The organism is Phytohabitans aurantiacus (genome assembly GCF_027923225.1).
Classification (GTDB): Bacteria; Actinomycetota; Actinomycetes; order Mycobacteriales; family Micromonosporaceae; genus Phytohabitans; species Phytohabitans aurantiacus.
In genome coordinates, this window is the sequence record NZ_BSDI01000009.1 from 29,996 (window position 1) to 55,731 (window position 25,736).

A 25,736-nucleotide genomic window follows, 5' to 3' on the forward strand; every position below is an offset into this window, starting at 1 on the left:
CCCTTGCAGGAGTAGGCGGGGCGTCGACAGGCGGGCTATGCCGCGGCGGGCCGGCCGCGGGCCACCGGTACCGGCCGCGGCTTGATGGCGGTTTCGGCGCAGGTCTTGTGACACGGGCGTCGGTCGAACGGGTCGAGCAGACTGGTAGGCCGGCCGCACAGGTGGCAGGGGCGGGTCGGCTCGATGACGGTGGCCCGGTGTTCGTTCTGCCAGTCCAGTAGCGGGGCTATGCCGGTGTAGACCCAGAACACGTGACGTAGCAACGCGCCGCGTTCGCGCAGGTCGGCAACCAGCGGCCCGGCCGCGGGTGGGCCGTCGACGTTGATGCCGGTACCGGTCGGGTTGCGGGTCAGGGTGACGCCGGCCCGTTGCGCGTCGGCGAGCACCTGTATGCCGGACGGACGACCGGCCGGCCGCTGGCTTGCGCGGCCGGCCGCGGTCGTTGTCGCGCGGTGCCGGTCCACGGCTACCCCTCGTTCGGGAAGCACTGCGCGGCGGTGCATGGGCGGGCCGCGTGCTGGTAGTCGGCCCATCCGGCGCTCATCTGCCACATGTCGGTTTCGTGCCACCCAGTGGTGGCGGTGGTCTCGGCCGGGTCCGGTGCTGGCTCGCACGCGGGCCGCACAAGGATGCTGCCGGTGCGGTGGGAGTTCATGAGCGCGGCGGTATCGGCCGGGGCCGCCGCGGCGGCGGTGCCAACCGGGACGGGGTGGGCGATCCACCGGTACGCCGGACGGTGGGCGAGGTCACCGGGTCGGGCGGGTGCGGTCATGACAACCTCGCCGTACGCGCGGAACCCGGTAGGCAGGCGGTTAGCCGTGGTTGTGGTGTCCACTGTGCAGAGTCCTCTCAACGAGAGTTACAAGGCAGGCAAAGGGAAGTCATGCGGCCCGGCGACGGCTACGCGGTGCCGGGCGGCCCGCCACCGTCGCGCGGGTCACGAGGTCACGCAGTCCACTCAGGAGCGTGTGCAACTGCCGGCGGGCGTACGGCTCGACGGGGGCGAGCGCGACCCGGGCGCGGATCTCGGCGTACTCGCGGCCGTCGGCGTCCCGGACCCGGACCAGGCTCGCGGCGCCGTAGGCGGCACCGCCGACGGCCCGCAGGTCGACCCGGATCGAGTCAGAGCGGTGCTCTCCGGCGGTGCCGCACAGGTGGTTGCGGGCACACCAGTCGGTGTGATCAGGGTTGAAGTCGAAGAAGCTCATCCGGCGGCCCGCCGGATACGACGGAAGTGGTTGAACACCCGTCGGCCGATCCGTAGCCGTAGCCCGGTGCCGCGGCAGTGCCCACAGTCGGGCCGGCCGCGTAGCGCCCGCGGGCGGGGGATGCGGCGTCGGAGCCGGTCAATCAGGCTCGGTGCGCGGGTGCCGGTGCCCTTGCAGCGGTGACAGGCTGTGAACGGCTTGAGCCAGCACGCGGCAGCGTAGCCGACAGTAACGAAAAGGGCGATTCCGGCGAATAGGATGGCGGACATAACGGGCACGTTTGTGCTGGTAGCGGCCACGATGCGGGTCACGGAAGGCTCCAAACAGGGGTGACCGGCGGTAGCGGACCATGGGCCGCTACCGCTACCGGTGGATGTTGGTACTGGTGGGCCGGGTAGCGGGCCGGGTAGCGGCGCCGCTACCTATTGCCGGTCCGCTACCCGGCCCGCTACCGACCTTCAGTCGGTGCCGGCCGTCCGCTGTTCGATGGCGGCGGTGATGTCAGCGAGGTACACACCCTTGCGGGTCGCACCGTTCGCCTTCACGTTGCGTGACTCGATGTTCTTGGCGCGCACGAGCGCGGACAGCGCCTCAGCGTTGAGCGCGCTGTACGCGTCGGGGAACCGGTCGGCCAACCGCGGCGCGAGGGTGTCCCAGTGCTGGCCACGCTCACCGGCCACCCACACCGCCCGCAGGTCATCCAGGATGTCCCGGACGGCCGGCAGGTCGACCCCGGCCACCACGTCACCGCGCAGGGCCACGCCGCGGCGGCATACCCGCTCGACCGCAGCCCGGTCGAGGTAGGCGGCCCGCACGCTGGTCATCGGACCGAAGCCGACCCGCACACCCCAACCGGCATCCACGCCGATCTCGAACTGCGTCGGGCGGGCACCCTGCCGGTAGGCGCCGGTACCCAACGCCAGATCGGTCTCGACGTGCGAGGGCACCGCGAGGCAGGTCCGGATTGCGATGTTCGACGTGACGCCCTTGGGCAGCGACTCCTTGTCGATCCGCTGCGTCATCATCACCAGGTGAATGCCGAGCGCGCGGCCACGCTTGACGATGCTGGTCATAGCCGCGGCAGCGCTCTTGCCGATCTCCGGATCGGTGATCAGCTCCTGAACCTCATCGATCGCGGCCACGATCGGCCGGAGCCGAGCGTCCTTGAGCGCGATCGCGCGGTTGAGCTTGTTCTCGGTGTTCAACCCGGCCGTGGCGTACTTCTTGATCAGCGGGCCGCGGGTGTCGCACTCCTTGAGCAGCCACATCAACATGCGGTACGCGTCCGCCTTGGTGCCATCGTCGGCGCCGGAGCCGAACAGGCCGGGCGCGCACAGCGGTTCGAACGCGTCGAAGTCACCGCGGCCGGCGAGGTCGAACACCGCGAACGTGACCAGCGGATCGAGGGCCATACCAGCGAGCACGACGCGGGCGGACAGGCTCTTGCCAGAGCCAGGGAACCCCGCGAACAGGCTGTTCCGTTCGTCCATCCGGTACATGACCGGCCGCATCCGCGGGTCGAACCCGAACACGAACGGCTTGAAGAAGTCAGTGCGACCGTCTTTGAGCAGCGGCCACGCCGGTTGCTTCATCGCCGACACGGGCCGGTCCGCGACCCACAACGCCAGCCGGGACGGGTGCTCACGGGGCATGACCTCCGGCCAGACCTGATCGATCGGCAGACGCAGCCCACCGGCCAGCTTCTCCCGCTCCTCGACCACGTCGACCGCGATAACCCCATCGGGTAGGTCAACGATGGCCAGATAGCCGGGACCGTCGCGGCGGATCTCGCCGATACCGGCGGGGAACACGATGTCCTCCGGCCGCTTGACCAGGCCGGTGGCCATGATGCCCTTGCGGGTCAGCTCCGCGGTGAGCTTGCGATAGCGGGCCTTGACCACCGTCCGCTCAATGATCGGCTTATCCAGGGGCCGGCCGTAGCGGGCCAGCGCGATCAGGCCACCGGCCAGTACCGGAGCCTTGACCCACCACGGGGTCAGGTCCGAGTACAACACCCCAGCGGCGGCGAGGCTGCCGAGCAGGCCGGCCGCGGTGACCCACCACCGCCACGAGGTTTGCCGCTGCCGGTGCCGGTCCAGCTCCAACCAGGTCTTGGCGTCGTTGCGGTTGGCGGCGTCCTGCCGAAGCGACCAGTTCCCGGTCTCGGCGGTCGTCCAGCCCAGCACCCGCCCGGCCAGCCGGCCCGCGCCCTTGGGCGCGTACCAGGCCACCTTGCCCGCGTACAGCGGCGAGCGGACCGCGTGTACCCCGGCGTGGTAGCCGGCCACGGCCATGGTCCGGGCGAGCTGGGCGCGGGCCTCATCGACGTTGGCCAGCCAGGCGGGCAGGATCGGCACCCGGCGCGGCGCGTCGAGCAGGTCGGTCAGCCGGTCGGGCGGGTCGGGCGGGTCGACCGGTGCCCCGGCCGTCACCGACTCCGGCGCCATGGTCTCCACATCGGACTCGTCAGCGGTGACAAGCCCGTCAGCGGCGGCGGCTCGGTCGGCGCGCCGCTGGTTCAGGTCAACGATCCGGGCCGACTTCGCGTCAACGTCTTCGGCCGGAACCATCGGGTCAGTCGTCACCAGGTCACCTCTGTCTCGTCTTCGAACATGTCCTGAAAGGACAGCCAGTCAGTCAGCGTGTCGGCGGTGTCCGGGTCGGTGGCACGGATGCGCTCGATGTGCTCCACAACGGCGGCACCGTCGCGGCGCTCGATCGCCTCAGCGAGGTCGGCGAGCGCGGCGGCGTACTCGTCCAGATCCGTTGCGATGTAAGTGATTGCGGTTGATGCGGGCGTTGCCACGATGGCCATGGTCAGGCGGCGTCCTTTCTGGACAAGCGCGTGAGGGCGCGGATTCCGGTGCGTTGTGCGGGCGGGTGTGCCTCGCGGGCAACGGCGGCGGTGATGCGGGCTACGCAGGGCTTGCAGCGGCCGGTGTTGCGGCAGGTGCAACCGGCCGCGCCGGGGTTCATCCGGCCACCATCAGCGCGGCGGCGAACAGCCAGCCGACGTGCCAGGATTGGTCAAGCGCGTACGCGCCGGTACCCAGCGACGGGTTGTCATCGTGGTCGGGCCGGGGCGCGCCGAGCGCGTAGAACCTCGCCGATCCGAGCGCGGCGGCGATGCGCTGTAGCGGTGTCCGCCGGTCCGCGATGTAGTGCGACACGGCCGAGAGGGCCATACCGGTGGTCAGGTGCCAGGCGTCGGGCCGCCAGCCGGTGGCCAGCGACAGTGTGAGCAGCGCGAGCATGCCGGTGGCGGTGTAGGTCGCCACGTGCGCCGCGCATGCCAGACGGCCCGCCCATCCGGGCTGGCCCTTGGTGTCTGCCTGATGCTGGGTCTGTACCCAGTGGTCGGCGACCTGGTGAGCGGCGTACAGGGCGGCGAACACCGCCGCGAACGTGCCCAGGTCGGCGGTCGGATCTGCGAACATAGGGGTTCCTCCGAAGGGCTCTCGTAGCTGAGGGGTTTGGAAGAGGGGCCGGTGGCGCGGCACGGGTTTGCGAGGCCATGGGCCGCGCCACCGGGCGGGATCAGGTCAGGGTCGGGCCGTACGCCTGCCGCTCACGCTCGGCGGCAGCGCGGGTGTGGAGGTCTTCCTGAACGATCGGGGGCAGGCTACGCAGCGCCTGCCGGCCCTGATCGCTCCTGCCGGCCAGCTTGAGCAGCGCCCACGCGGCCACGTTGCTCACGTCTTCTTCGGTGGCGGGTCGAGACTTGCGGGACATCTCAAAGCTCCGTTCAGGTCAGGCGGCGTGGAGGGTGGTGGGTGTCGACACGCTGTCGACAGCCTGTCGACGGTGCCGCTTGACGGTGGCCTCAGACAGATCAAGCCGGGCGGCGATCGTGGCGTCACTGGCCTTAGGGCTACGGGCGATGGCCTTGGCGACCCGCTCCGCGTTGCTGGGCTGGCGCTTCGTCGCCGGACGGTTCGCCTTCACCGGGGCCGCCGGACGGGCCGGAATCTGCTTGGTCAGGCGTGCCGTCTGCGCTTCCAGCTCGGCCAGCCGGGCGCGTAGCGCGTCGGTCTCGCTCGTCTGCGCGGCGGTAGCCTCAACCGCCCGCGCGGCGGCGTCCTCGGCAGCCTGACGTGCCTGGATGGCGTCGGCGAGCTGCCCAGCGAGGTCGTTGGCGCGTGCCTCGACCGCGGCCCGCATCTCGTACTGAGCGTTGAGCGCGTCCACCGTGGTCGCGACCTCGTCAGCCATCCGGGCCGCGTGCGTCTCAGCGTCACGTGCTCGCGCGGTGGCGGCGTCCGCGGCGGTGTTCGCCTCCTGTACCGCGGCGATCGCGCGGGTCTCGCCGTCGCGGGCCTGCTCGATTTGCGCGATGAGGTCGGCGTCGGTGTTGACCAGCCGTGTCGGGTGCAGATCGGTGCCGATCAACGTGGTCAGGTTGTCGTAATCGGCGGTCGCGGCCAACCGCGTGGCGACCTCATCCAGGTCGTAGGTCGCGGTCGCGATGTCCGCGGTCAGCGGGTCGACCACCGCGCGGATTTTGCGGTGCAGCACCTTGGCGATCGCGGTACGGCGACGCTCCCGGCGGACCTCGTAGCGGGCCGCCTCGATCGACCCGTACAGGCCCAGATTCGCGTCGGTCTTGGCCAGCGACTTGGCCCGCAAGGTCAACAGCGGGTGGCGCAGCCAATGCCCGAACACCTCATAGGCGGGCGTGGTCGGTGGCAGGTTCCCGGTCGCGCGGAGCCGGTCCCGGCGCTGGTTCTCGGTGTGCATCAGCCACACCAGGTAGCCCAGCAAGCTCATACCGGCGAAGAATCCGGCCAGCAGCCGGTCGCTGTGGGTCAGCAGGTTGAACGCGACCGCACCCGCGGCGATGCCGGCGGACAACAGCCGGGACAGGGTGGAGCGCTCACCCAAGCGGCGGCGTACGTCCGCATTGGACAGTACGACGATGCCGCCCAACTCCAGCGCGGCCACCGCGGGCAGCGCAACCACGATTGGGATGTCGAGCGCTTGATGGGCGCCCATGACCTGACCGGTCAGCGCCACCAGCAGCACCACGGCGTAAAAGGCTTGCCGGACGATCGAGGCGTGCCGGACCGCGCGGGACAGACCAGCGTCGAGGCTGGCCACATGCGGGTTACTGGTCATCAGTCGGTACCTCCAGACGCGGCCAGCGCGCCGAGTTGGTCCAGGGTCGGCGGGTCCAGCGGCGGCGCGTCGGGGTACTCGACCGCGGACGCGTAGATGTCCCAGCCGTGCCAGGTCGGGTACGCGTGCAGCGACCGGTACGCCCGGCCGCTTTGGTCAGTGCGTTCGTGCTCGGTGATCAGCAGGCACGGGCCGTTCAGCCCGGCCAGCTCAAGCCACGAGCGCAGGTCGGCGGCGGTGGCGAACTCGAAGGTCAGCGAGATGCCGTCACCTTGGGCACTGAACCCGATCGGGTCGGCCAGCAACAGCAACTCGGCGAACACCGCACGGCGGTGCTTACGGACACTCACAGCGGACTCTCCTCCGGTTGGGGGCAGGTAGCGGGGTGGTCGTACGGACGGTGTGGCAGACCGAGACGGCCGGACCACGCGTGAATCCGGGCCGATCCGGGCTCGCCGACCCACGCCAGCGGGTCACCGCAGGTGGTGCAGCGACCCGGGTGGATGTCGGCCACCTCGACAGGGCCGGGCCGGCAGGTCGACCGGTAGCGGCGACCCGCCGTCATCGGGCGGCCCGCCGAGACTTACGCCGAGAACCTGCGCAGTGCTCCGCACTGGACGGAAGCGCGGTCAGCGCGTCGCAGGTCTCGCAGGTACGCCACGCGGCGCTGTTGCGGATAGTGACCCGCACCGACTGTGCAAGGGCAGCCATCACGCCACCTGCCGCACCGTCGAGCCAACCGCCCGCGCCGGGCGGGCGTAGAACTCAGCCGCGACCCGCAACACCCGGGCCTCAGCACGACGCAGGGCACGCCAGTCCAGTTCCGACGGGTGATCCGCCGCGGCCAGCCGCGCCTCAGCGTCCACCAGGTCTATCTCCGCCTCGATCACCGGCCATTCAGCCTCGATCGCAACCAAGTCATCACCAGTCGGCTCCGCAGAGCCAGCACCGAACCTGTCCATCAGGTCTCCTCAAAGACTTGCGGCCAGCGGAACGGCAGCGCACAACACGGGCCACGCCGTTCCTTGGCTCGATCAGGGGAAAGTCGAAAACTGCTCAGCGACGGACCTTCCGGTCTTGCTCGCCTCGCTCACCCGGGACCTACCGGGGTCGGCCAGCCATGCGGCTCAATGCGAGGTAACTACTGCTCACGGCCTAGGCCGTCGCTGCTTAGCTGGCGCCGCCCCGCGTGCCGTTTCCCAACGGGCCGGGGTAAGGCGCCTGACCGTTCGGGATACAGCCGGTCAACGCTGCCTCTGTGGAGTTCTCAAAGATCAAGACGAATACAGCGTGGCGCTGTATTCGATGCCGCGACCGTACAACGCCACGTTGTACTCACGCAAGTGGTTGCCTTCGATGGATCTCTGGGAGTTCGCGCCTTCGGCCCGGTACGCTCGCGGGTGATGTCTGAGCCGAAGCGTGACTTGCCTACGGACTGGTGGACGACCGAGGACGTTCTAGCGTTCTTGCGGTCCGCGGGTGCGCCAGTGAGCCGTGCGACGTGGGCCGCGTACGTGTCCAGGAGCCAGGCTCCACAACCTGACCGTATGTTCGGCCGATCGCCAGTGTGGAAACCGGCAGCGGTCCGGCAGTGGCAGGCGGGCCGACCCCGCCGGGGCTCCTCGCCTCCTTCCGATCTGCCCTCATCTGATGACGACAAGTCAACCCCGAGAACGGTCCGACGGGGATGAGTTCTGTGTGCAACCGCTGTGCACTCACGATGCAATCCGTGTGCGCTCCCAGCAGTCACAAGGGGAGTTAGCCGCGTGGAGGTGGTGGACCAGTGGACTGGCCAACACGCGTGCGCCCTTCAATTCGCGCTACGGATGACGCAAGACGAGTTCGCCGAGTCTCTAGGAGTGGCACGTCGAACAATTGCCAACTGGCATGAGAAGCCCGAAATTGTCCTTCGTCCCGAATTGCAGCGCGCTCTCGATACGGCGTACGAGCAGGCATCCGAACAAGCGAAACTCAGATTTGCGCGCCAACTGAAAGCCAACGATGCAGTCGACACAGAGGCGAGTAACGGCGTTGCGCTTACGGTCGCTATCGCCATCGTCCTGAATGGTGCAGATGTACTGATCGTTTGCAGACGGGACAGCGACCCCAGCGGAATAACATGGCAGTTTCCGGCGGGCATCGTCAAGCCTGGAGCGTCACCTAGCACCGTCGCCGTTAGAGAGACATTGGCCGAGACCGGTATCCATTGCGCGATACGCGAGAGGCTTGGCAGGCGCCTGCATCCCCTGTCCGGCGTTGACTGCGACTACTTTCTGTGCGACTACCTTACTGGAACGGTCGAGAACCGGGACGCCTCAGAAAACGTTGATGCCATTTGGGTGCCATGGCAGGATGTCACGAGGTTCATCCCGGAAGATAGAATCTTCCCGCCGATCCTGCGTTCTCTAGAGGAGCTATCTTGACTCAGCAATTGACGAATGATCTCGCACCCATCGCGGCGGCGGTGATCGTGCGCGACGGCCATGTTCTGATGGTGCGGCGGCGCGTCAAGGAAGGTCAGCTCTCGTGGCAGTTTCCGGCCGGGCAGGTCGAGCCCGGGGAGGACGACCTAGCCGCGGCAGTTAGAGAAACCCGCGAGGAAGTCGGCCTCACGGTCAGCGCCGTAGAGCGCCTTGGCGAGCGAGTGCATCCCGCTACAGGCCGAACCATGGTCTACGTCGCTTGCATGGTTGTAGAGGGTACGGCACACGTTGCAGATCAGGACGAGCTTGCCGAGGTCGACTGGTGCGACCGCGCAAAGCTCGCTGAGTATGTGCCGTACCCGTTCTACGGTCCTGTGCAGGACTACTTCGACGCTAACCTCAGTGGCTAACTATCGAGTAGATCCCCGAGCCGCCGACGAACAACTCCATCGTGAAACCGCTCAGGGAGGGGAACACCACCGAGGGTAAGCCGAGTCGAGGAGACATCCTCTAGCGACGATGCGGGAAGTCCTTCGGCTAGGCGCAGGGATTCCATGGCGTATCTCTGGGCTTCGCTTCTGTCACCCTCAGTCCGAAGTCGGATAGCTAGGACGTAGGCGTACTCGGCAGCCGCGCGATCGTCACCATAGAAACACTCATCTTCAAAGCTCTTTCTCAGCTCACTAATCGAGGTGGGCAACTTTTCTTCGTCCATGTGGCTCAAGACCCTTAAAACACGAAGCGTTCGGCGAGTGTCTTATATTCGAACAGCTCACTTGAGTCGAACCATAGCTCGACCTCGTACTTAGCCTCTTCGGTATTGCCCGAAGCATGAATCAGGTTTGCTACCACCTGATGATTGGCTTCCGAGTATGCCTTAGACGTGTGCGCGAAGTCGCCGCGAATCGTCCCTGGTGCCGACTCGTTCGGGAACGTCTTACCGGCCAGGCGGCGCACGTTCGCGACGGCTTCAGCCCCCTCCAGCACAAGAGCAATCACTGGGGCTTGCTGCATGAACGTTGCTGTGGCGTTATAAACAGATGCTCCGAACCGCTCTTCTAGGTCGAAGTAGTGCCGTCGGGCGAAATCGGCGTCCATTAGCTTCATCTTCACGCCGATGACCTTCAGGCCAGCCTCCTCAAACCGTTGCACGATGCGACCCACCAGCCCGCGCGCCAGCGCGTCCGGCTTGAGTAGGACCAGGGTCCGTTCCACGGCTGACACTTGCTACCTCCCCTTCGAGGGCTTCCTGCGGCCCTACCAACCTTGCCTTACCGCAGCACCTGGGCTGCGGGCAGGGCAGGTCGACAAGCCTAGACACACCATGATCACGCCACCGGCCCCGCCGCCGTGATAGCTGTAGCCGATCCGTTGGTCGCGTTTGCGCAGGTCAGGGATATGTTCGGTGCCGTGAGATTCAAAGCCCTCCGGAGGCGGGAACGCGGCTGGCCCAGACCAGGGCCAGGGCGCCGCCCTGGCCCCGGCCCCGGCCCCGCTCCCCGTGGGGTGGGTCAACAGCAGACGGGATGGTCTGGTCCGCCCTACTTGTTGCAAGGTTGATAGGTTGGACTCTTGATGGTCTCCACTCCCATAAGATACGCGAGAGATCGCTTTGGTTCAGGGCTCATCGCGCATATCTGTCGATAGGCTACGTCTTCGGTCTTATAGCGAACTATGCCTCCACCGTTTCGCCAGTAGACCAGCAGCTGGCCATCCTTTTCCTCCAGCACGTAGCCGGTGCCACTCAATCTGCTGTTCTTTATGGAAATCATTTCTGGCGGTAGCCACATGTTATTGAGTGCAGCTATTTCAAGTGTAAAAAGAACGGCTATCGTCACGGCTAGTTCCTTCCAGCCCATGCCGCGAGGCAGCAGGCGTGCGAAGCTCCTCAACCAATTCCGCGTCCTGCTATTCGCGTAACCCGTCAGTGCAAACGCAACCAATCCAGCAAAACTTGCCAATGCAACGGTTATTAGCTGATATGTATTGTACGGTATAAAAATGAGATTTATAAGCAGTACGGGCAACCACAGGAAGAATATGCGCGTAGGCCCACCCGGATCCGACCTGCGAGTTTCGCCCAAACCCACCGTGAGAACATGAACGAGGAATGCTAGAGGAAAAATAAGCGGCAAGAATCGAATATAAGTCGAAATTAGAAGCGCTGGAACATTCAAGGTGCGAATAAGTGCATCAAAGTTGCTCCAACTGCCCGCAGATGCGATTAGTAGCGAAATTCCCGCTAATAGTATCGGCCCCACTGTGAGTGAGACGGCGACAATATGCTCGCGGGTAAAGGTACCCAACATGTCGGGGGTACGCGACTTGACGCCGGTGACCGATTGTCGAGGTGTCCGTAAACGACGAGATCGATCTTGAAAGCGGGCGGCGGCGGGACGGCGAGGCCGATTCATGTGAACCAGTGTCAACACACACCTCCTCGCCCGACCTCCTCCGGGTGGCGTGACGAGGGGAGGCCGAAGGTGCATGGGGTCAAAACCTCTCGGCGACGGGGCACCCTGCTCGCCGATCCGCGAGCGGGCGATGCGGGCCGCTCGCGCCGCCGACCAGGCCCCCGGGCTCGCCGCGCGGGCGCTTCCATCTTGGTGCTCCCGTGGTCGCCTAGCAGATCGTGCCGGCGATATCCGATCCGGAGCTGTAGCCAGATGTGTAGCCAGGACGCGCCGAGTCGATCGGGTACGGGTGAGACGAGTTGCGCCACGCAGTGCCGCGACCCATGGCCAGCACGCGTCAGCGGCGACCTGTTGGTATACGTGAGACGACCGGCATACCGCTCATAACCCAGAGGTCGCAGGTTCAAATCCTGTCCCCGCTACAAAGGGGAAACGGCCCTCCAGAGATCATCTGGAGGGTCGTTTCGCATGCGGGTGTAGCCGGATGTCGTCTTCCCGTACCGTGCAGCACTGTGGACAGTGAGCGCGCGGCAGCGCGCCCCAGAGGCGTGCGACGCGGCCGGGCTCTGACCGGTGTCCTCAGCGCGATCGCCGCTCAAGTGTTGGGCAACCTCGGCGGCATCGTGATCAGCGCGCTGACCAAGGACGAGCTCGACCCCCTGACGGTGGCGCTCGCTGTCACTGGCGTGAGCGTGGTCATCGGGCTGCTCGTCACGCTGCTGCCCGAAGGGGAACGCCATCCGGTCGGTGCCGCTCCGCGGCAGTACCGGAGCCCGGGCCGACGCCCGACCTACGTGCCGACCGCCGCGGCCGTGCTTGTCATCCTGATCCTTTTCGGAATCGGTGGTGTCGCCGCGGCGTGGGCGTTGCAGAAAGGCTACGGCGCGCTCTGCGGGCAGGCGGGCCTCTGCCGGTCGACGGATGCCGCACAGATCACGGCTTACGCCACTGGACGTGCGCCGTGGGTCGTCGAAGGGTACGGGCACCGGTTCGAGGTTGTCTCCACGGTCCGGAGTACGAGCGAGTGGCAGTTCAAGAAGCGCCCGTCGATCACCGTCACGGCGTACGTCACCCGGAGTCAGAAGACCTTTCAGCCCGCGATGGACTACCGCATCAGCGACCAGGGCAGCGGGACCGCACTCGAGGCGGTGCCATTTCAAGGGTCTGGCGACGGCAATCCACCCATCGGGCAGCGCAGCAAGTTGGTCTTCGTGGTCTGGGACGCCAGCCCGAGGGCGACCAGGCTCGTCTTTACCCTGCATGACTTCTACTGGCCGGATGGACGCGACCTGATTCTTCAGGACGTGCCTGTGCCGGGGCGCTGAGCAAGGTCCTGCGCGACAGTGCGGCTGTCGGGTTGTGGACATGTCCCGGGGGTCGGAGCGAGTAGCCACTGTAGACAGCCCGAACGGGTGGCAGGCTGAGCTGATGGCCCGTTGAGGCGGGCGTACCCGAGAACGTTTCATGAGGCCATGGCGCCTCCGGTCCGCTCACCTCGTCGCATCGTCACGGCCGCGCTCGCGGCTGTCGCCGTCGTGCTGACGTTCCTACCGGTACCGCCGTCCGCGGCGGCGGCCGAGCCCGACTGGCTCGCGGAGATCAACCTGTACCGGGAGGCGGCGGGCCTGGCACCGGCCGTGGAGGATCCCGCGCTGACCGCCGGCATCCAGAAGCATCTGACGTACCTGCGTGAGACGCCCTCGCAGTACCTGACCGGCCAGTACGCCAACCTGCACCTGGAGAATCCGGCCAGCCCGTTCTACACGCCGGAGGGCGACGCGGCGGGCCGGGCGAGCCTGCTGGTCTTCGGCGCCGGCACGCATGGCGTCACGAACGTCCGGATCTGGTTGACCGGGCCGTTCCACGGGTTGGGGATGCTGCGTGCCCAGCTGGCGAAGGTGGCCTACGCCGCCGACCCGCTGACCGGCACCGCCGCCCTGAACGTGATCAGCGGCTTGGACTACACCGTGCCGGTGGCCGAGGAGCCGATCCTGTTTCCCGGGCCGGGCGTGACCACCAACCTGATCGCGTACTCCGGCAACGAGCGCCCAAGCCCGCTGGAGACGTGCGGCTGGGAGGAAGACGGCTGGGGCGGTGGCGTCGGGCTGCCCATCATGGTGCTGCTGCCGGAGGCGCCGGTGGCGGGCATCACGGCCACCCTGGTCGCCGACAACGGGCCCGACTTCAGCACCGCCAACGGCAGCCTCTGCGTCGTCGACCAGCACACGTTCCACACCACCGACACCGTGTACGGGCCGACGGGGCAGTCGATTCTGGAGGGCGACCGGGCGGTCTTCCTACTGCCGCGCGAAGGGCTGACGTGGAGCCGGTATCACGTGAAGCTCCAGCAGCCGGGGCGTGACCCGATCGAGTGGTCGTTCGTCGGGGCGCCGCCGTGGTCGGTGAGCGCGGGCCGGTCGCTGGTGCTGCACGTTGGTGAGGCGGGCGGCGGGACGGTGATGGGCAATCTGACGGTGACGAACCCGTACCGCGCCGGCTATACGACGGTCTATCCATGCAAGGCCGGCCGTCCGACCGCCTCGAACAACAACTACGTGGCGGGTCAGACGATCCCCAACTTCGTCGCCGTCCAGCCAGACGCCAATGGCGACATCTGCGTGTACACGAGCGGCGATACGGACCTGATCTGGGATCAGGTGGCGGAGACCGGCGCGCTGGCCGCGCACAAGGCCGCCCGCCTGCTGGACACCCGGTCAGGGGCCAAACCCCGCGCGGGCGCGGTGGTCAAGGTGCGTGCGACAACCGCGGGCGAGCAGACGGTACTGGCCAACCTGACCGTCACCGAGCCGGTGGGTGCGGGATACACCACGGCGTATCCGTGTTTGGAGGGTCGTCCGACGGCGTCGAACAACAACTACGTCAGGGGCGAGACGATCCCGAACTTCGTGGCGGTGAAGCCGGACGCCAACGGCGACGTGTGTGTCTATACGAGCAACAGCGCGCACCTGATCTGGGATCAGGTCGCCGAGACCGACGCGTTCACCGCGCACAATGCCCTACGCGTGCACGACACCAGGACCGCGTCCAAGCCTGGAAAGGGCGGCACCGTGCGCATACACGTGGCCGACTCGGCGGTCGGCACGGTAATGGGCAATCTGACGGTGACCGAGCCGGTGGGTGCGGGATACACCACGGCGTATCCGTGTTTGGAGGGTCGTCCGACGGCGTCGAACAACAACTACGTCAAGGGTCAGACGATCCCGAACTTCGTTGCCGTCCGACCGGACTCCAACGGTGACGTCTGCGTCTACACGAGCAACAGCGCGCATCTGATCTGGGATCAGGTCGCCGAGACCGACGCGTTCACCGCGCACAACGCCGTGCGCTTCTACGACACGCGCGCCCCGCGGTCGTTCCGCTGACGTTCGATACGGAGGGGCGCATGGCGCGCGGCAGGGTACTCCTTGGCATCGGTCTGTGCGCCGCTGTCGTCGTTTCCGGTGCCGCGGTGGTCACCGGGCCGGTGGAGAAGGCGGAAGCGGCCGAGACGGTGAGCTTCACGGATCGCGCCTACCGTCCGCTCTCCCCGGCTCGGGTACTGGACACGCGGGGTGGTGCGGGCGCGGTCGGTGCCGGATCGAGCATCGCCGTGCGGGTGACCGGTGTCGGTGGAGTCCCGGCCGAGGGGGTCGGCGCCGTGGTGCTGAACCTGACCGGTACCCAGCCGAGCGCCGACACCTACGTCACCGCGTACCCGGACGGCGAAGCCCGCCCCACCGCGAGCAATCTGAACCTGCGCCGCGGTCAGACGGCGCCGAATCTCGTCATCGCGAAGGTGGGTGCCGGCGGGAACGTGCGGCTGTACAACAACGCCGGCACGGTGCACCTGATCGCCGACGTGATGGGGTGGTTCGTGGCGGGCAGCGAGTACTCGTCGCTGAACCCGGCCCGGCTACTGGACACGCGCGGTGGCGCGGGGCCGGTGGGTGCTCGGTCGAGCATCGCTGTGCGGGTGACGGGTGTGGGTGGGGTGCCCTCCGAGGGTGTGGGTGCGGTGGTGCTGAATGTGACGGGTACGCAGCCGTCGGCGGATACGTTTGTGACGGCGTATCCGGAGGGTGAGTCGCGCCCGACGGCGAGCAATTTGAATCTCCAGCGTGGACAGACGGCGCCGAATCTTGTCATCGCGAAGGTCGGTGTCGACGGGAAGGTGCGGCTGTACAACAACGCCGGGAGCGTGCACCTCGTCGCGGACGTGATGGGGTGGATCGCGCTTGGCGGCGACTACGCTCCCGAGGTTCCGGCTCGGATACTCGACACGCGCGGTGGCGCCGGGCCGGTGGGTGCTCGGTCGAGCATCGCTGTGCGGGTGACGGGTGTGGGTGGGGTGCCCTCCGAGGGTGTGGGTGCGGTGGTGCTGAATGTGACGGGTACGCAGCCGTCGGCGGATACGTTCGTGACGGCGTATCCGGAGGGTGAGTCGCGCCCGACGGCGAGCAATTTGAATCTCCAGCGTGGACAGACGGCGCCGAATCTTGTCATCGCGAAGGTCGGTGTCGACGGGAAGGTGCGGCTGTACAACAACGCCGGCACCGTCCACCTCATCGCGGACGTGATGGGGTGGATCTCCGTCGGTGTCGAGGGCGATGTCACGAAGCCCGACAGCACCGATGTCGTCGAGCCCGCCGACGTCACCGAGATCAGCGCGGAAACCGGTGACCTGACGGTGTCGGGTGCGGCGCCAGCCGTTGGCGAACACGTCTTCGTGCCGCCGGGCGCGGGCACCGGCGAGGGACTGCTGGGCAAGGTCACCGGCGCGACGCCGCGACCCGACGGCACCACCGAGCTCAGCACGGAGCCGGCGCGCCTGGAAGAGGCGTTTCCGTCCGGCGAGGTGCACGGCAGCGTCGACAGCCGCGCGCTGGCCGCCGGCAGCCCGCTCGCGCCGAGTATCGCCGGCCGGCTCAGGGCGGATGAGAATGGCGTATTCGCCGTGTCCGCCCGTGCGGCCAATGTGGACTGTGATGGGGCTCCACTGGCGTACGACGTGGACCTGAGCGTCGAGGCACGGTTCGTCATCGACGTGCGGTGGGGCGTGGGCACCGTACACGAGCTGAGGCTCGTCTTCGAGCTGGAGATCGGCAGTACGGTCACCTTCACCGTCGGCGGTACGGCTTCCTGCGAGATCGCGCTGCCGCCCGCGATCCACCTTCCGCCGGTCTGGGGATTCGTGCCCACGCTCCAGCCGGTGATGAAGCTCGATTTCAGCGGTGGGCTGACGGTGACCAGGGAGGTCGCCGGGGGCGTCACGGTCGGCGCCAACTACCGCGACGGCTCCATGCGGTGGATCCGCGACGGCTACCTGACCGGTACCCAATCGGCGCCTGAGGTCGCCGCGGAGGCCAGCGCCAAGGTGACGTTCGGCCCGAAGGCGTCGGTCAAGTTCGCGGGCCGGCTGGGCGCGTCGCTGTTCGGCGGGCTCTTCGCGGAAACCGAAGTGTCGACCACCGGTGACCCGTGGTGGAGTGTGGACGGTGGCGTCGAGGTGTCGGTCGCGCTGGAGGCCGACCTGTGGTTCGCGAACTTCTCCTACACGCTCGCCACGGTCGTCTTCGGGCGGATCCGGCTCGCGGCCGCGACCGGGCCATGGCCGGGCCCCCGGTTCACGAGCCGGAGCCTGCCCACCGGTGAGGTCGGGCTGGCGTACAACGCCGCCGTCCCGGTCACGGGCACGGCGCCGCTGACCGTGCGCCTGATCGGGGGCACGCTGCCGGCGGGCCTCGCGCTGTCCGGCGGCCGGATTTCCGGTACGCCCACGACGCCCTCGTACCGGACCGTGACCGTGCAGGCCACCGACGGGCAGGGGCGCACCGCCCAGAACACGCTCTCCGTCAGCGTTGTCGGCGCCGGCGAGTCGAACGAGCTGCCGCTGCCCGGCTCGCCCGAGGCGCGCGAGTTCGCACTCTCCACCTATTGGATGCCGCAGATCTTCGGTCCGGGGCCGCGCGGTGAGGCGTTGCTGTGCGGCTGGGAGCAGACGGGCAGCGGACTGGTGGAGCGGGCCCGTTTCGTGGCGCGTGACGGCTCGGTGGCTACCGCGACGCCGGCGCTGTGCGAAAACCGCCCCCGCCAGGAGTACTGGTGGTTCACGACGCTCGGCGATTCGATCTGGGGCGCGGACGGCTGGACGTACGAGCTCGCCAACACCGCGAAGGAGGTGCGCGGGTACGGCCCAGATGGCGCCCTGCGCTGGACCTGGCCGTTCACGCACACGGCGGCGACGATCAACCTGACGCCGGACCGGAAGCAGCTCGTGGTCACCGGTGACTACTTCACCGCCCGCGCGCTCGATCCGCACACCGGCGACTTCCTGTACTCGTTCCCGTCGTCGCAGTTCAGCTATGTCTCGGCGACCGACGCGTACTTCATCATGCCGAACGGCACCTCGTCATACGTCGACATCGACTACGTGTACCGCGGCAGCGGCCAGGTCGCGGCCCGCGAGTCCCTCCCACCGGGTTTCGGTGTGCGGCCGGCGGACGGCACCGCCGTGCTGGCGGCCCGCACGTTCGACCACAGCTGGAGCGGCGACACCGAGACCAAACCGTGCGGCTCCGACGTGTACCGCGTGACCGCCGGCGGCATCGCGTGGCAGGTCACCGTGCCGGCGGCGTACGCCGAGTGCTCGTTCCAGAGCGTGTACGCCACCGGTGACGGCGGTGGCTACCTGGTGCAGGTGCGCGACAACGAGGCGTCGTTCCGGGTCACGCGCGTCAACCCGGGTGGCACGGTCGGCTGGTCGTCGGAGGTACCGCTGTCGGGCGGGCGGATCGCCGCTGGCAGCGACGGCGGCGGTGGCGACGAGCTGGTCTTCGCCGACGCCAGCGGCCGGATCGCGTACGTGACCGAGCACCCGTACTCCTGCACGTCCGGTGGAGCGGCGGCGACCTGCCTGCGGACCCGGCTGACCGTACGCGGCCCGGACGGTGCCGTGCTGGCGACCCGCACGTATGAGCAGGCGGGCTACCGGGTGTTCACGTACAGCGCGGTCGGCGGGTTCGGTCAGATCTTCCTGGCGATGCACTACGGCCCGGCCGGCACGCAAACCGTCGAACGGTCGACGCTCGTCAGCACGCTGGTCCCGTTCGACGGCGACTGGGATTTCACCCGCCAGTACCGATCCCAGCCGGGCTGATTTCCCCGCCAGCAGGCACCACTGTGGATACTCACCGTAACGGTCGTCTACTTTGGGCGTTTTCCCCTTGGATGCATCGTTTCGTACGCGAGGGGGAAGCCGGATGGCCGGCATTGAGGCCGAGAACGCCAAATATCTAGCGGCACGGCGCCGCATGAACCAGTTCCGCTGGACCGCGATGGGATTGGCGGCCGCGGGTGCCGCCGGTCTTGCCTTCGCCAGCAGCATGGCCAGCGCCGTTCCGCCGCCGTCGCCGCGCCTGGTGAAGGGCAACATCACCACGTGCCAGGAGGCAGGGCTCAGCGGCTCGATCCTGCTGAGCAGCGCGAATCCCAGCGGGCCCGCCGGCAGCGGCACCGTGAGCGCGGATGGGCTGTTCCTCGACGTCACGATCAACTCTGGGTTCACCGCCAGCGGCGTCGCTGTCAAGGGTGGGCCGGACGCCTACGTGTACGACGGCCCGTTCACCGGACCGGTGACCATCGACAACATGCGGGCGCCGGACAACAACGGCGGCCAGCAGCCGCAGATCAGCCACTGGTTCGTCTGTGGCGGCGAGTCACCCCAGGCGACGACCCCGCCGGCCACGACTCCGGCCACCACGCCGCCCACGACGCCGCCGACGACTCCGCCTACGACGCCGCCCACCAGCGGCCCGGCGACGACTCCGCCGACCACGGGTCCGGCGACGACCCCGCCGACGACCGGTCCGGCGACGACCCCGCCTACCACTGGCCCGGCGACGACTCCGCCCACCACACCCCCGACGACCGGCCCGGCGACGACTCCGCCGGCCACGCCTCCGGTGACCACGCCGCCAGCCACGCCTCAGGAGACCACGCCGCCACCGGCGACCGGTGGCGAGCTGCCGACCACGGGTACCAAACTCGGCCTGTACATCGGTAGCGCCGCAGCCCTGCTCGGCGCCGGTGTCCTGCTCGTCGCGTTCGCTCGCCAGCGCCGCCGGTTCGTCGCCTGACGCACCAGGTAACCGCTGATCCCGAGGGCCGGCACCGGAGACGGTGCCGGCCCTCGGCCATATTGATTTCGCCATAGCACGTCGCTGACCCGTAACGATGCGGCGGGCGCCCGGAATGACCCTTGCACCGGTTCGCCGCGCAGAGTATCCACGCATGCAAAGGCGTGTATTGGGGGACTCATGCGAAGCGTGCTCGCCGTTGCCGTCGTCGTCGCAGGATTGATCATCCCGGGGAGCGCGGCGGGCGCCGCGCCAGCCGCCCCGGCACCGGCGGCGGGGCTTGCCGCCGAGACTCACGAGTCCAAAGACAAGGACAATCGCGCTGGTCGGGTCGCACCCTCCGCCCAGCAGCGCGGCCTCGCCAGCGGTGCGCGCTTCAACTCACTGGGTACGCCCAGCGCCCTCGGCCCGGCACGGGAGCCGCTCGCCACCGGGCTGCCCGCCGACCCGGTGGCCGCCGCTCGCGAGTACCTCGTGCGGAACCAGAGCCTCTTCGGGCTCGACGAGTCGGCCGTCGCGGACCTCGACGTGCTGCTCGTTCAGAAGATCGGGCCGGGCGCCGTCGTCACCCTGCGGCAGCGCTTCGGTGACCTGCCAGCCGGGTACGACGGACTGGCGTCGATCCTGGTGAACGGCGGCACGGTGGTGCGGGTGACCTCGTCCCTGTCCCGCGACACCAGCGCTCCCGAGCCGGCGACACTCGACCCGGCCGGCGCCGTTCAGGTGGCGCGCGACGACGTGGGGCTCGCCGCCGAGCAGGTGGCGTCGAGCACGGTGCGGCTCGTGGCGGTGCCGACACCGCTCGACGGGCCCCGCGCGGCGTACGCCGTCACGCTCAACGGGCGCGCCGCCGCCGATCCCACGGCCGTCACCACGTACGTGGACGCCCGCACCGGCAAGGTCCTGGTGCGTGAGGACCTCGTCGACTTCGACTCCGACAATCCGATGTGGGCGGTGTTCCCGAGCAACCCGCCAAGCGCCCTTCCACCGCGCGACCCGCGGGTGCTGTGGTGCGCCGAACCCGCACCCCGTTGCGTGCGCGCGGCTCACGACCCGGCGACCGGAGAGGCGTGGGACGTCCTGAACGGCGCGCCGACGTTCACGTCTCGCGGCAACTCCGCCGACACCGTGCTCTTCCTCGGCGGCACGACGACGCCGGTACCGGCCACACCGAGCGCGACCCGCGACTACATCTACCCGTTCACCGACCAGTGGCGGCAGTCGCGCTGCAACCCGAACGTCTACACCTCCGCCCGGCGCAACGACGCCGACGCCGCCATCACGAACCTCTTCGCGATGCACAACCGGATGCACGACTGGGCCTTCCACCTGGGCTTCACCGAGTCGGCGTGGAACCTCCAGACGGTCAACGTGACCGGTGAGGGCCTGGGCGGCGACGCCGAGCTCGGCCGGGCGCAGGCCAACGCGCTGGGCGGCAGCCGCAACAACGCCAACCAGAACACGCCGCGCGACGGCCTGGTCCCGGTGTCGAACATGTTCCTGTGGCAGCCCGTCGCCGGTGGCGTGTACCCGCCGTGCGTCGACGGCGACTACGACATGACGGTGATCGGGCACGAGTACGGGCACGCGATCTCGAACCGCATGATCGCCGGGCCGGACGCCGGGATCGGGTCGGCGCAGGGCGGCGCGATGGGCGAGTCCTGGAGCGACCTGCTCGCCGCCGAGTACCTGCACGAGTACGGGTACCGGGCGCAGGGCGACAGCCCGTTCGTGATCGGCGCCTACGTCACCGGCAACAACGCCAACGGCATCCGCAACTACGACTCCAGCAAGAGCCCGCTCAACTACTCCGACGTCGGGTACGACCTGGTCGGGCAGCAGGTGCACGCCGACGGCGAGATCTGGAGCGCGACGAACGTGCGGCTCCGCGCGGCGTTCCTCGACCGGTACGGCAAGGGCACGCCGTCCCTGCAGGCCCGGTGCGCCGACGGCCTGGTGCAGGCGACCGCGTGCCCGGGTAACCGGCGCTGGGTGCAACTGCTCTTCGACTCGTTCCTGCTGCAGGCCGGCAGCCAGTTCAGCATGCTCGACATGCGCGACAACATGCTCGCCGCCGACCTGGTCCGCTTCGGCGGCGACAACCAGCAGCTGATGTGGGACGTGTTCGCCGAGTCCGGCATGGGTCAGGACGCCACGAGCGGCCCGAACGACGCCGACCCGGTGCCCAGCTTCGCGTCCCCGTACGCCCGGAACGCGACGGTCACGCTGCGCGTGGTCGGCGACTCCGAGGGCGCGCCGATCAAGCTGTACGTGGGCGGGTACGAGGCTCGCGCGACCCCGGTCGCCGACACCGACCCGGAGACCGACCTGCCGGACACCTTCGAGATCGTGCCGGGCAAGCAGTTCCAGCTCGTGGCGGCCGGTCCCGGGTTCGGGCACCGGAAGTTCACGACGCTCTTCCTGCCCGGCCGCGCCCAGGAGCTCAAGGTCAACCTGCCGCGCAACCTCGCGTCCGGCACGTCGGGTGCGGTGGTGTCGGGTCCAGGTCTCAACCTGGACAAGCTGATCGACGACACCGAAGGCACCAACTGGGCATCCCGTGACGGCGTCGCCGGGCGCAGCCTGACCGTCGACCTCGCCGGCGAGGGCCGGCATCTGGTCAGTACGGTCAACGTCAGCGCGCTGCTGCGCCCCGCGATCGAGGGCGATGTCGACGACGGCCCGCAGAACAGGTTCACCGCGCTGCGTTCGTTCGCGGTCTGGGCCTGCGACGCGACCGTGGCCGACTGCGCGAGTGACAGCAGCTGGCGGCGCGTGTACCGCAGCGAGTCGAACGCGTTCCCGGCGGGCGCCTTCCGGCCCACCGCGCCCGCGCTGAGCCTGCGCACGTTCCGGTTCGCGCCGACCAGGGCCACGCACCTGCGGCTGGAGGTACTGGCGAGCCAGTGCACCGGTGGTCCCCTGTACGCCGGTGAGCAGGACGACGACCCGACGGCCGCGACCGACTGCGCGACGGCCAGCGCGTTCGCGCCCCAGGTCCGGATCTCCGAGTTCCAGGCGTTCACCCGTTAGGAGGTTTCCAGACGTGCACCTGATCGGTTTGCGAGGGCAGGGCACCATGGGGGCATGTCGTCTTTGAACCGCTGGTGGGCGCGGCTGGCCGCGGCGGTCACCGCTGCCGTGGTCGCCGTCCTGATGCCGGCGGCCGCGTGGGCCGCCTCGAACGAGACCATCCTGGAAGCGGCGCGACGGCGTCCACGTTCCAGTGGCTTCGGACTCCTCGGCGGCCTGTGCTGCCTGGTCGTGGTGGCGATCGTGGTCATCGGCCTGTTGCTCGTCGTGCGCGGCCGCAACCGCCGCCGCTGACGCCGCCTGACCTCGCGGTCAGGACAGGCCGCGGTGCTTCCAGCGCAGCCGGAACGGCATGACCGCGCTCTCGATCTTCGTGCGCGTGGTCATCTTGGACGCGCCGACCGTGCGTTCCTCGAAGCGGATCGGCACCTCGATGATCGTGTGACCGAGCCGGGTGGCCAGGTAGTGCATCTCCACCTGGAAGCTGTAACCGTTCGACTGCACCCGGTTGAGGTCGATGGCGCGCAGGGTGTCGGCCCGCCACACCTTGAAGCCGGCCGTGAGGTCGCGGATACGCACGTTGAGCAGCGTGTGCACGTAGAAGTTGGCCCAGCCGCTCAACGCCCGCCGGTAGAGCGGCCAGTTCTCGTCGAGCTGGCCACCCGGCACGTACCGCGAGCCGATCACGGCGCCCGCACGGGTCGACAGGAGCGTGCCGAGCAAGCCGGGCAGCGCCTCGGGCGGGTGGGACAGGTCGGCGTCCATCTGGGCGACGAAGTCGGCGCCGCCGTCGAGCGCCCGGGTCATCCCGTCGACGTACGCCCGACCGAGGCCCTCCTTGCCGGCCCGGTGCACGGCTATCACCCGGTCGGGGTGGCGCGCGGCCAGCTTGTCGGCGACCTCGCCGGTGCCGTCGGGCGAGTTGTCGTCGGCGATGAGGATGCGCAGCCCGGGCAGCGGCAGCGCGAGGAGCCGCTCGACCAGTCGCGGCACGTTGCCGACCTCGTTGTAGGTCGGCACGACGACGGTGAGGGCGCAGTCACGCCACGGGGCGGGCAGCTCGACGGGCTGTGCCAGCGGTTCGGGACCTGTCACCGCGCTAGGGTATCGCTGCCGGCCGTCAGGCGCCTGTAACGCTGGGCCACAGGCGCATCTAGCAGCGCATGAGGAGTGACGTGGAGCTGTTGCACTCGGGCAAAGTCCGGGATGTGTACGCCGACGGCGACGACCTGATCTTGGTCGCGTCCGACCGGGTGTCCGTGTACGACACGGTGCTGCCGACGCCGATTCCGGACAAGGGCGCGGTGCTGACGAGGCTGTCGCTCTGGTGGTTCGACCAGCTCGCCGACCTGGTGCCGCACCATGTGATTTCGGCAACCGACGTGCCGGAGGAGTTCGCTGGGCGGGCGATCCGGTGCCGGCGGCTGCGGATGGTGCCGGTGGAGTGCATCGCTCGGGGCTACCTGACCGGGCTGGGACTGAAGGAGTACGAGAAGTCCGGCTCGGTGTCCGGTGTCCGGTTGCCCGAGGGGCTGGTGGAGGCGGATCGGCTGCCCGAGCCGGTCTTCACGCCGACGACGAAGGCGCCAGTGGGCGAGCACGACGAGTTCATCACGTACGACGACGTGGTGGCCGAGGTCGGTGCCGACACGGCTGCCGAGCTGCGCCGGATCACCCTGGAGGTGTACAGCCGGGGCGCCCGGATCGCGGCCGAGCGCGGGATCATCATCGCCGACACGAAGATCGAGCTGGGGTGGGCGCCCGACGGCACGCTCGTCCTGGCCGACGAGGTGCTCACGCCGGACTCGTCGCGCTTCTGGCCGGCCGATTCGTGGGTACCCGGTCGGGTGCAGTTCTCGTTTGACAAGCAGTACCTGCGGAACTGGGCTACGGGTACGGGCTGGGACAAGCAGCCGCCCGCCCCGGAGCTCCCGGACGACGTGGTGGCGATGGTCCGCGCGCGGTACATCGAGGTCTACGAGCGGCTGACGGGAGTTACCTGGGATGCGTGACATCGCGGTGTTCAGTGGGAGTGCCCACCCTGAGCTTGCCGAAGAGATCTGCGCGCACCTCGGCGTGCCCCTGCACCCGGTACGGGTCTCCCGGTTCGCGAACGACTGCCTGGAGATCCAGCTCGACGCGAACTGCCGGGAGCGGGACGTCTTCCTGATCCAGCCGCTCGTGCCACCGGTACAGGAGCACCTGGTCGAGCTGCTGTTGATGCTGGACGCCGCACGGGGTGCCTCGGCGGGCCGGATCACGGTGGTCATGCCCCACTACGCGTACGCCCGCTCCGACAAGAAGGATGCGCCGCGCATCTCGATCGGCGGCCGGCTGGTCGCCGACCTGCTGAAGACCGCCGGCGCCGACCGGGTACTGGCGCTGACCCTGCACTCGCCGCAGGTGCACGGGTTCTTCAGCATGCCGGTCGACCACCTGCACGCCCTTCGCGAGCTGGCGGCCTACTTCCGGCAGTACGACTTGAGCGAGACCGTGGTGGTCTCGCCCGACCTGGGCAACGCCAAGGAGGCGGCGGCGTTCGCCCGGATGCTCGGCACGCCCGTGGCGGCGGGTGCCAAGCAGCGGTTCAGCGACGACCGGGTACAGATCAGCGCGGTGATCGGCGACGTGGCGGACCGCGACGTGATCGTGCTCGACGACGAGATCGCCAAGGGCAGCACGGTGATCGAGCTGATGAACCACCTGCGTGACCTGAAGGCACGCTCGATCCGGCTGGCCTGTACCCACGGGCTCTTCGCCGCCGGTGCGCTCGACCGGCTCAGCGAGCCCGACGACGTGCTGGAGATCGTCTGTACGAACACCGTGCCGATCCGGGCCGACAAGCGGGTGTCGAAGCTGCGGGTGCTCTCGGTCGCGCCGGCGCTGGCCGAGGCGATGCGCCGCATCCACAACGGCGAGTCAGTGAGCGCCCTCTTCAGCTAGCGAGGCGGGCCCGAGCGCCGCGCTGATCCGCACCGTCGTGCCGCCCGGACCGGTGCGGACCTCCATGCGGTCGCTGAGCTGGCGGGCCAGCCACAGCCCCCAGCCACCGGCGGTGTCGAGCCGGGGTCGGTCGTGGTTGCCGAGCCGGGCGGCGTCGATGCCGGCGCCCTCGTCGGAGATCTCGCAGACGACGTCGCGGTTGGCGCGCCACAGCCGGATGCGGCCCCTGCCGCCGCCGTGCCGGACCGCGTTGGTGATCAGCTCGTTGACCGCGAGAACGAAGTCTTCGAGGCGCTGACCAGCAAGTCCGGCGGCACTTGAGCAGGACGTGACGGCATGGCGCAGCCGGGTGACCTGGCTGCGATCGAAGGTCTGAGCGAGCAGCGCGGCAGTCTCGATGAACAACACCGTACGCGGTGGGGCGTTGCAGGGCACCCCGTGGGCACCGGACGGGGGTTGCATGGG

At 68.6% G+C, this 25,736-nt stretch carries 24 protein-coding genes; 10 read left to right on the forward strand and 14 right to left on the reverse strand.

Translation table 11 applies throughout. The features are described from left to right. Positions 1-35: 35 nt before the first annotated feature. The 10 genes from QMG73_RS12145 to QMG73_RS12190 all read right to left on the reverse strand — a co-directional run bounded on the left by QMG73_RS12145 (position 36) and on the right by QMG73_RS12190 (position 7,285). Positions 36-464, reverse strand: coding sequence for a hypothetical protein (locus QMG73_RS12145; protein ID WP_281894728.1), 429 nt, complete (start codon positions 462-464; stop codon positions 36-38). A 2-nt stretch (positions 465-466) separates the two neighbouring features. After that, positions 467-835: a hypothetical protein gene (locus QMG73_RS12150; protein ID WP_281894731.1), complete on the reverse strand. Its 369-nt coding sequence runs from the start codon at positions 833-835 to the stop codon at positions 467-469. Between the two features lie 46 nt (positions 836-881). Continuing rightward, complete coding sequence (locus QMG73_RS12155) at positions 882-1,208, reverse strand: hypothetical protein (RefSeq protein ID WP_281894733.1); 327 nt, start codon at positions 1,206-1,208, stop codon at positions 882-884. Between the two features lie 458 nt (positions 1,209-1,666). Continuing rightward, on the reverse strand, positions 1,667-3,793 hold the full coding sequence (locus QMG73_RS12160) for an FtsK/SpoIIIE domain-containing protein (protein WP_281894736.1): 2,127 nt from the start codon (positions 3,791-3,793) through the stop codon (positions 1,667-1,669). After that, a complete protein-coding gene (locus QMG73_RS12165; RefSeq protein ID WP_281894738.1) occupies positions 3,790-4,023 on the reverse strand; it encodes a hypothetical protein in 234 nt (77 codons plus the stop codon). Before QMG73_RS12165 ends, QMG73_RS12160 begins: the two co-directional genes overlap by 4 nt. A 157-nt stretch (positions 4,024-4,180) precedes the next feature. Continuing rightward, a complete protein-coding gene (locus tag QMG73_RS12170; protein ID WP_281894740.1) occupies positions 4,181-4,645 on the reverse strand; it encodes a DUF3307 domain-containing protein in 465 nt (154 codons plus the stop codon). 100 nt (positions 4,646-4,745) lie between these two features. Further along, positions 4,746-4,940 (reverse strand): hypothetical protein, encoded by a 195-nt coding sequence (locus QMG73_RS12175; protein WP_281894741.1) that lies wholly within the window; start codon positions 4,938-4,940, stop codon positions 4,746-4,748. Positions 4,941-4,958: 18 nt separating this feature from the next. Beyond that, positions 4,959-6,323, reverse strand: a complete 1,365-nt coding sequence (locus tag QMG73_RS12180) for a hypothetical protein (RefSeq protein WP_281894744.1) — start codon at positions 6,321-6,323, stop codon at positions 4,959-4,961. After that, a complete protein-coding gene (locus QMG73_RS12185; RefSeq protein WP_281894746.1) occupies positions 6,323-6,673 on the reverse strand; it encodes a hypothetical protein in 351 nt (116 codons plus the stop codon). Before QMG73_RS12185 ends, QMG73_RS12180 begins: the two co-directional genes overlap by 1 nt. Before the next feature lie 360 nt (positions 6,674-7,033). Further along, the gene (locus QMG73_RS12190) at positions 7,034-7,285 is read right to left on the reverse strand and encodes a DUF6284 family protein (protein ID WP_281894748.1); all 252 of its coding nucleotides are present in this window, start codon (positions 7,283-7,285) and stop codon (positions 7,034-7,036) included. An 804-nt stretch (positions 7,286-8,089) separates the two neighbouring features. Here QMG73_RS12190 and QMG73_RS12195 point away from each other — a divergent pair. Together QMG73_RS12195 and QMG73_RS12200 are read left to right on the forward strand one after the other, a co-directional pair. Next, positions 8,090-8,746 carry an NUDIX hydrolase gene (locus QMG73_RS12195; RefSeq protein ID WP_281894750.1) on the forward strand — a complete coding sequence of 219 codons (657 nt, stop codon included), beginning with the start codon at positions 8,090-8,092 and terminating at the stop codon, positions 8,744-8,746. Next, positions 8,743-9,156 carry an NUDIX hydrolase gene (locus QMG73_RS12200; protein WP_281894752.1) on the forward strand — a complete coding sequence of 138 codons (414 nt, stop codon included), beginning with the start codon at positions 8,743-8,745 and terminating at the stop codon, positions 9,154-9,156. The genes QMG73_RS12195 and QMG73_RS12200 overlap by 4 nt, the downstream gene beginning before the upstream one ends. Before the next feature lie 319 nt (positions 9,157-9,475). Here the strand turns inward: QMG73_RS12200 and QMG73_RS12205 are convergent, their stop codons facing one another. Then, the gene (locus QMG73_RS12205) at positions 9,476-9,961 is read right to left on the reverse strand and encodes a nucleoside-diphosphate kinase (protein WP_281894754.1); all 486 of its coding nucleotides are present in this window, start codon (positions 9,959-9,961) and stop codon (positions 9,476-9,478) included. Positions 9,962-10,287: 326 nt separating this feature from the next. Further along, positions 10,288-11,178, reverse strand: a complete 891-nt coding sequence (locus QMG73_RS12210) for a hypothetical protein (RefSeq protein WP_281894757.1) — start codon at positions 11,176-11,178, stop codon at positions 10,288-10,290. 584 nt (positions 11,179-11,762) lie between these two features. Between QMG73_RS12210 and QMG73_RS12215 the strand changes: the two genes are divergently transcribed. The 6 genes from QMG73_RS12215 (at position 11,763) to QMG73_RS12240 (ending at position 22,622) form a co-directional block, all read left to right on the forward strand. After that, positions 11,763-12,485, forward strand: coding sequence for a hypothetical protein (locus QMG73_RS12215; RefSeq protein WP_281894758.1), 723 nt, complete (start codon positions 11,763-11,765; stop codon positions 12,483-12,485). 147 nt (positions 12,486-12,632) lie between these two features. After that, positions 12,633-14,543 (forward strand): CAP domain-containing protein, encoded by a 1,911-nt coding sequence (locus tag QMG73_RS12220; RefSeq protein WP_281894759.1) that lies wholly within the window; start codon positions 12,633-12,635, stop codon positions 14,541-14,543. A 20-nt stretch (positions 14,544-14,563) separates the two neighbouring features. Beyond that, positions 14,564-18,316, forward strand: coding sequence for an Ig domain-containing protein (locus QMG73_RS12225; RefSeq protein ID WP_281894761.1), 3,753 nt, complete (start codon positions 14,564-14,566; stop codon positions 18,314-18,316). Between the two features lie 103 nt (positions 18,317-18,419). After that, on the forward strand, positions 18,420-19,295 hold the full coding sequence (locus QMG73_RS12230) for a hypothetical protein (RefSeq protein WP_281894764.1): 876 nt from the start codon (positions 18,420-18,422) through the stop codon (positions 19,293-19,295). A 180-nt stretch (positions 19,296-19,475) separates the two neighbouring features. Continuing rightward, the gene (locus tag QMG73_RS12235; RefSeq protein WP_281894766.1) at positions 19,476-22,328 is read left to right on the forward strand and encodes a M36 family metallopeptidase; all 2,853 of its coding nucleotides are present in this window, start codon (positions 19,476-19,478) and stop codon (positions 22,326-22,328) included. Between the two features lie 54 nt (positions 22,329-22,382). Then, positions 22,383-22,622: a hypothetical protein gene (locus QMG73_RS12240; protein ID WP_309299461.1), complete on the forward strand. Its 240-nt coding sequence runs from the start codon at positions 22,383-22,385 to the stop codon at positions 22,620-22,622. Between the two features lie 18 nt (positions 22,623-22,640). Here QMG73_RS12240 and QMG73_RS12245 read toward each other — a convergent pair whose 3' ends face one another. After that, positions 22,641-23,405, reverse strand: coding sequence for a polyprenol monophosphomannose synthase (locus tag QMG73_RS12245; RefSeq protein ID WP_281895050.1), 765 nt, complete (start codon positions 23,403-23,405; stop codon positions 22,641-22,643). A 98-nt stretch (positions 23,406-23,503) separates the two neighbouring features. Between QMG73_RS12245 and QMG73_RS12250 the strand changes: the two genes are divergently transcribed. Both QMG73_RS12250 and QMG73_RS12255 read left to right on the forward strand, forming a co-directional pair. Then, positions 23,504-24,340: a phosphoribosylaminoimidazolesuccinocarboxamide synthase gene (locus QMG73_RS12250; protein WP_281894769.1), complete on the forward strand. Its 837-nt coding sequence runs from the start codon at positions 23,504-23,506 to the stop codon at positions 24,338-24,340. Beyond that, a complete protein-coding gene (locus QMG73_RS12255; protein ID WP_281894772.1) occupies positions 24,333-25,271 on the forward strand; it encodes a ribose-phosphate diphosphokinase in 939 nt (312 codons plus the stop codon). Before QMG73_RS12250 ends, QMG73_RS12255 begins: the two co-directional genes overlap by 8 nt. Here QMG73_RS12255 and QMG73_RS12260 read toward each other — a convergent pair. Continuing rightward, positions 25,248-25,733 carry an ATP-binding protein gene (locus QMG73_RS12260; RefSeq protein WP_281894775.1) on the reverse strand — a complete coding sequence of 162 codons (486 nt, stop codon included), beginning with the start codon at positions 25,731-25,733 and terminating at the stop codon, positions 25,248-25,250. The genes QMG73_RS12255 and QMG73_RS12260 overlap by 24 nt on opposite strands. Positions 25,734-25,736 lie beyond the last annotated feature (3 nt).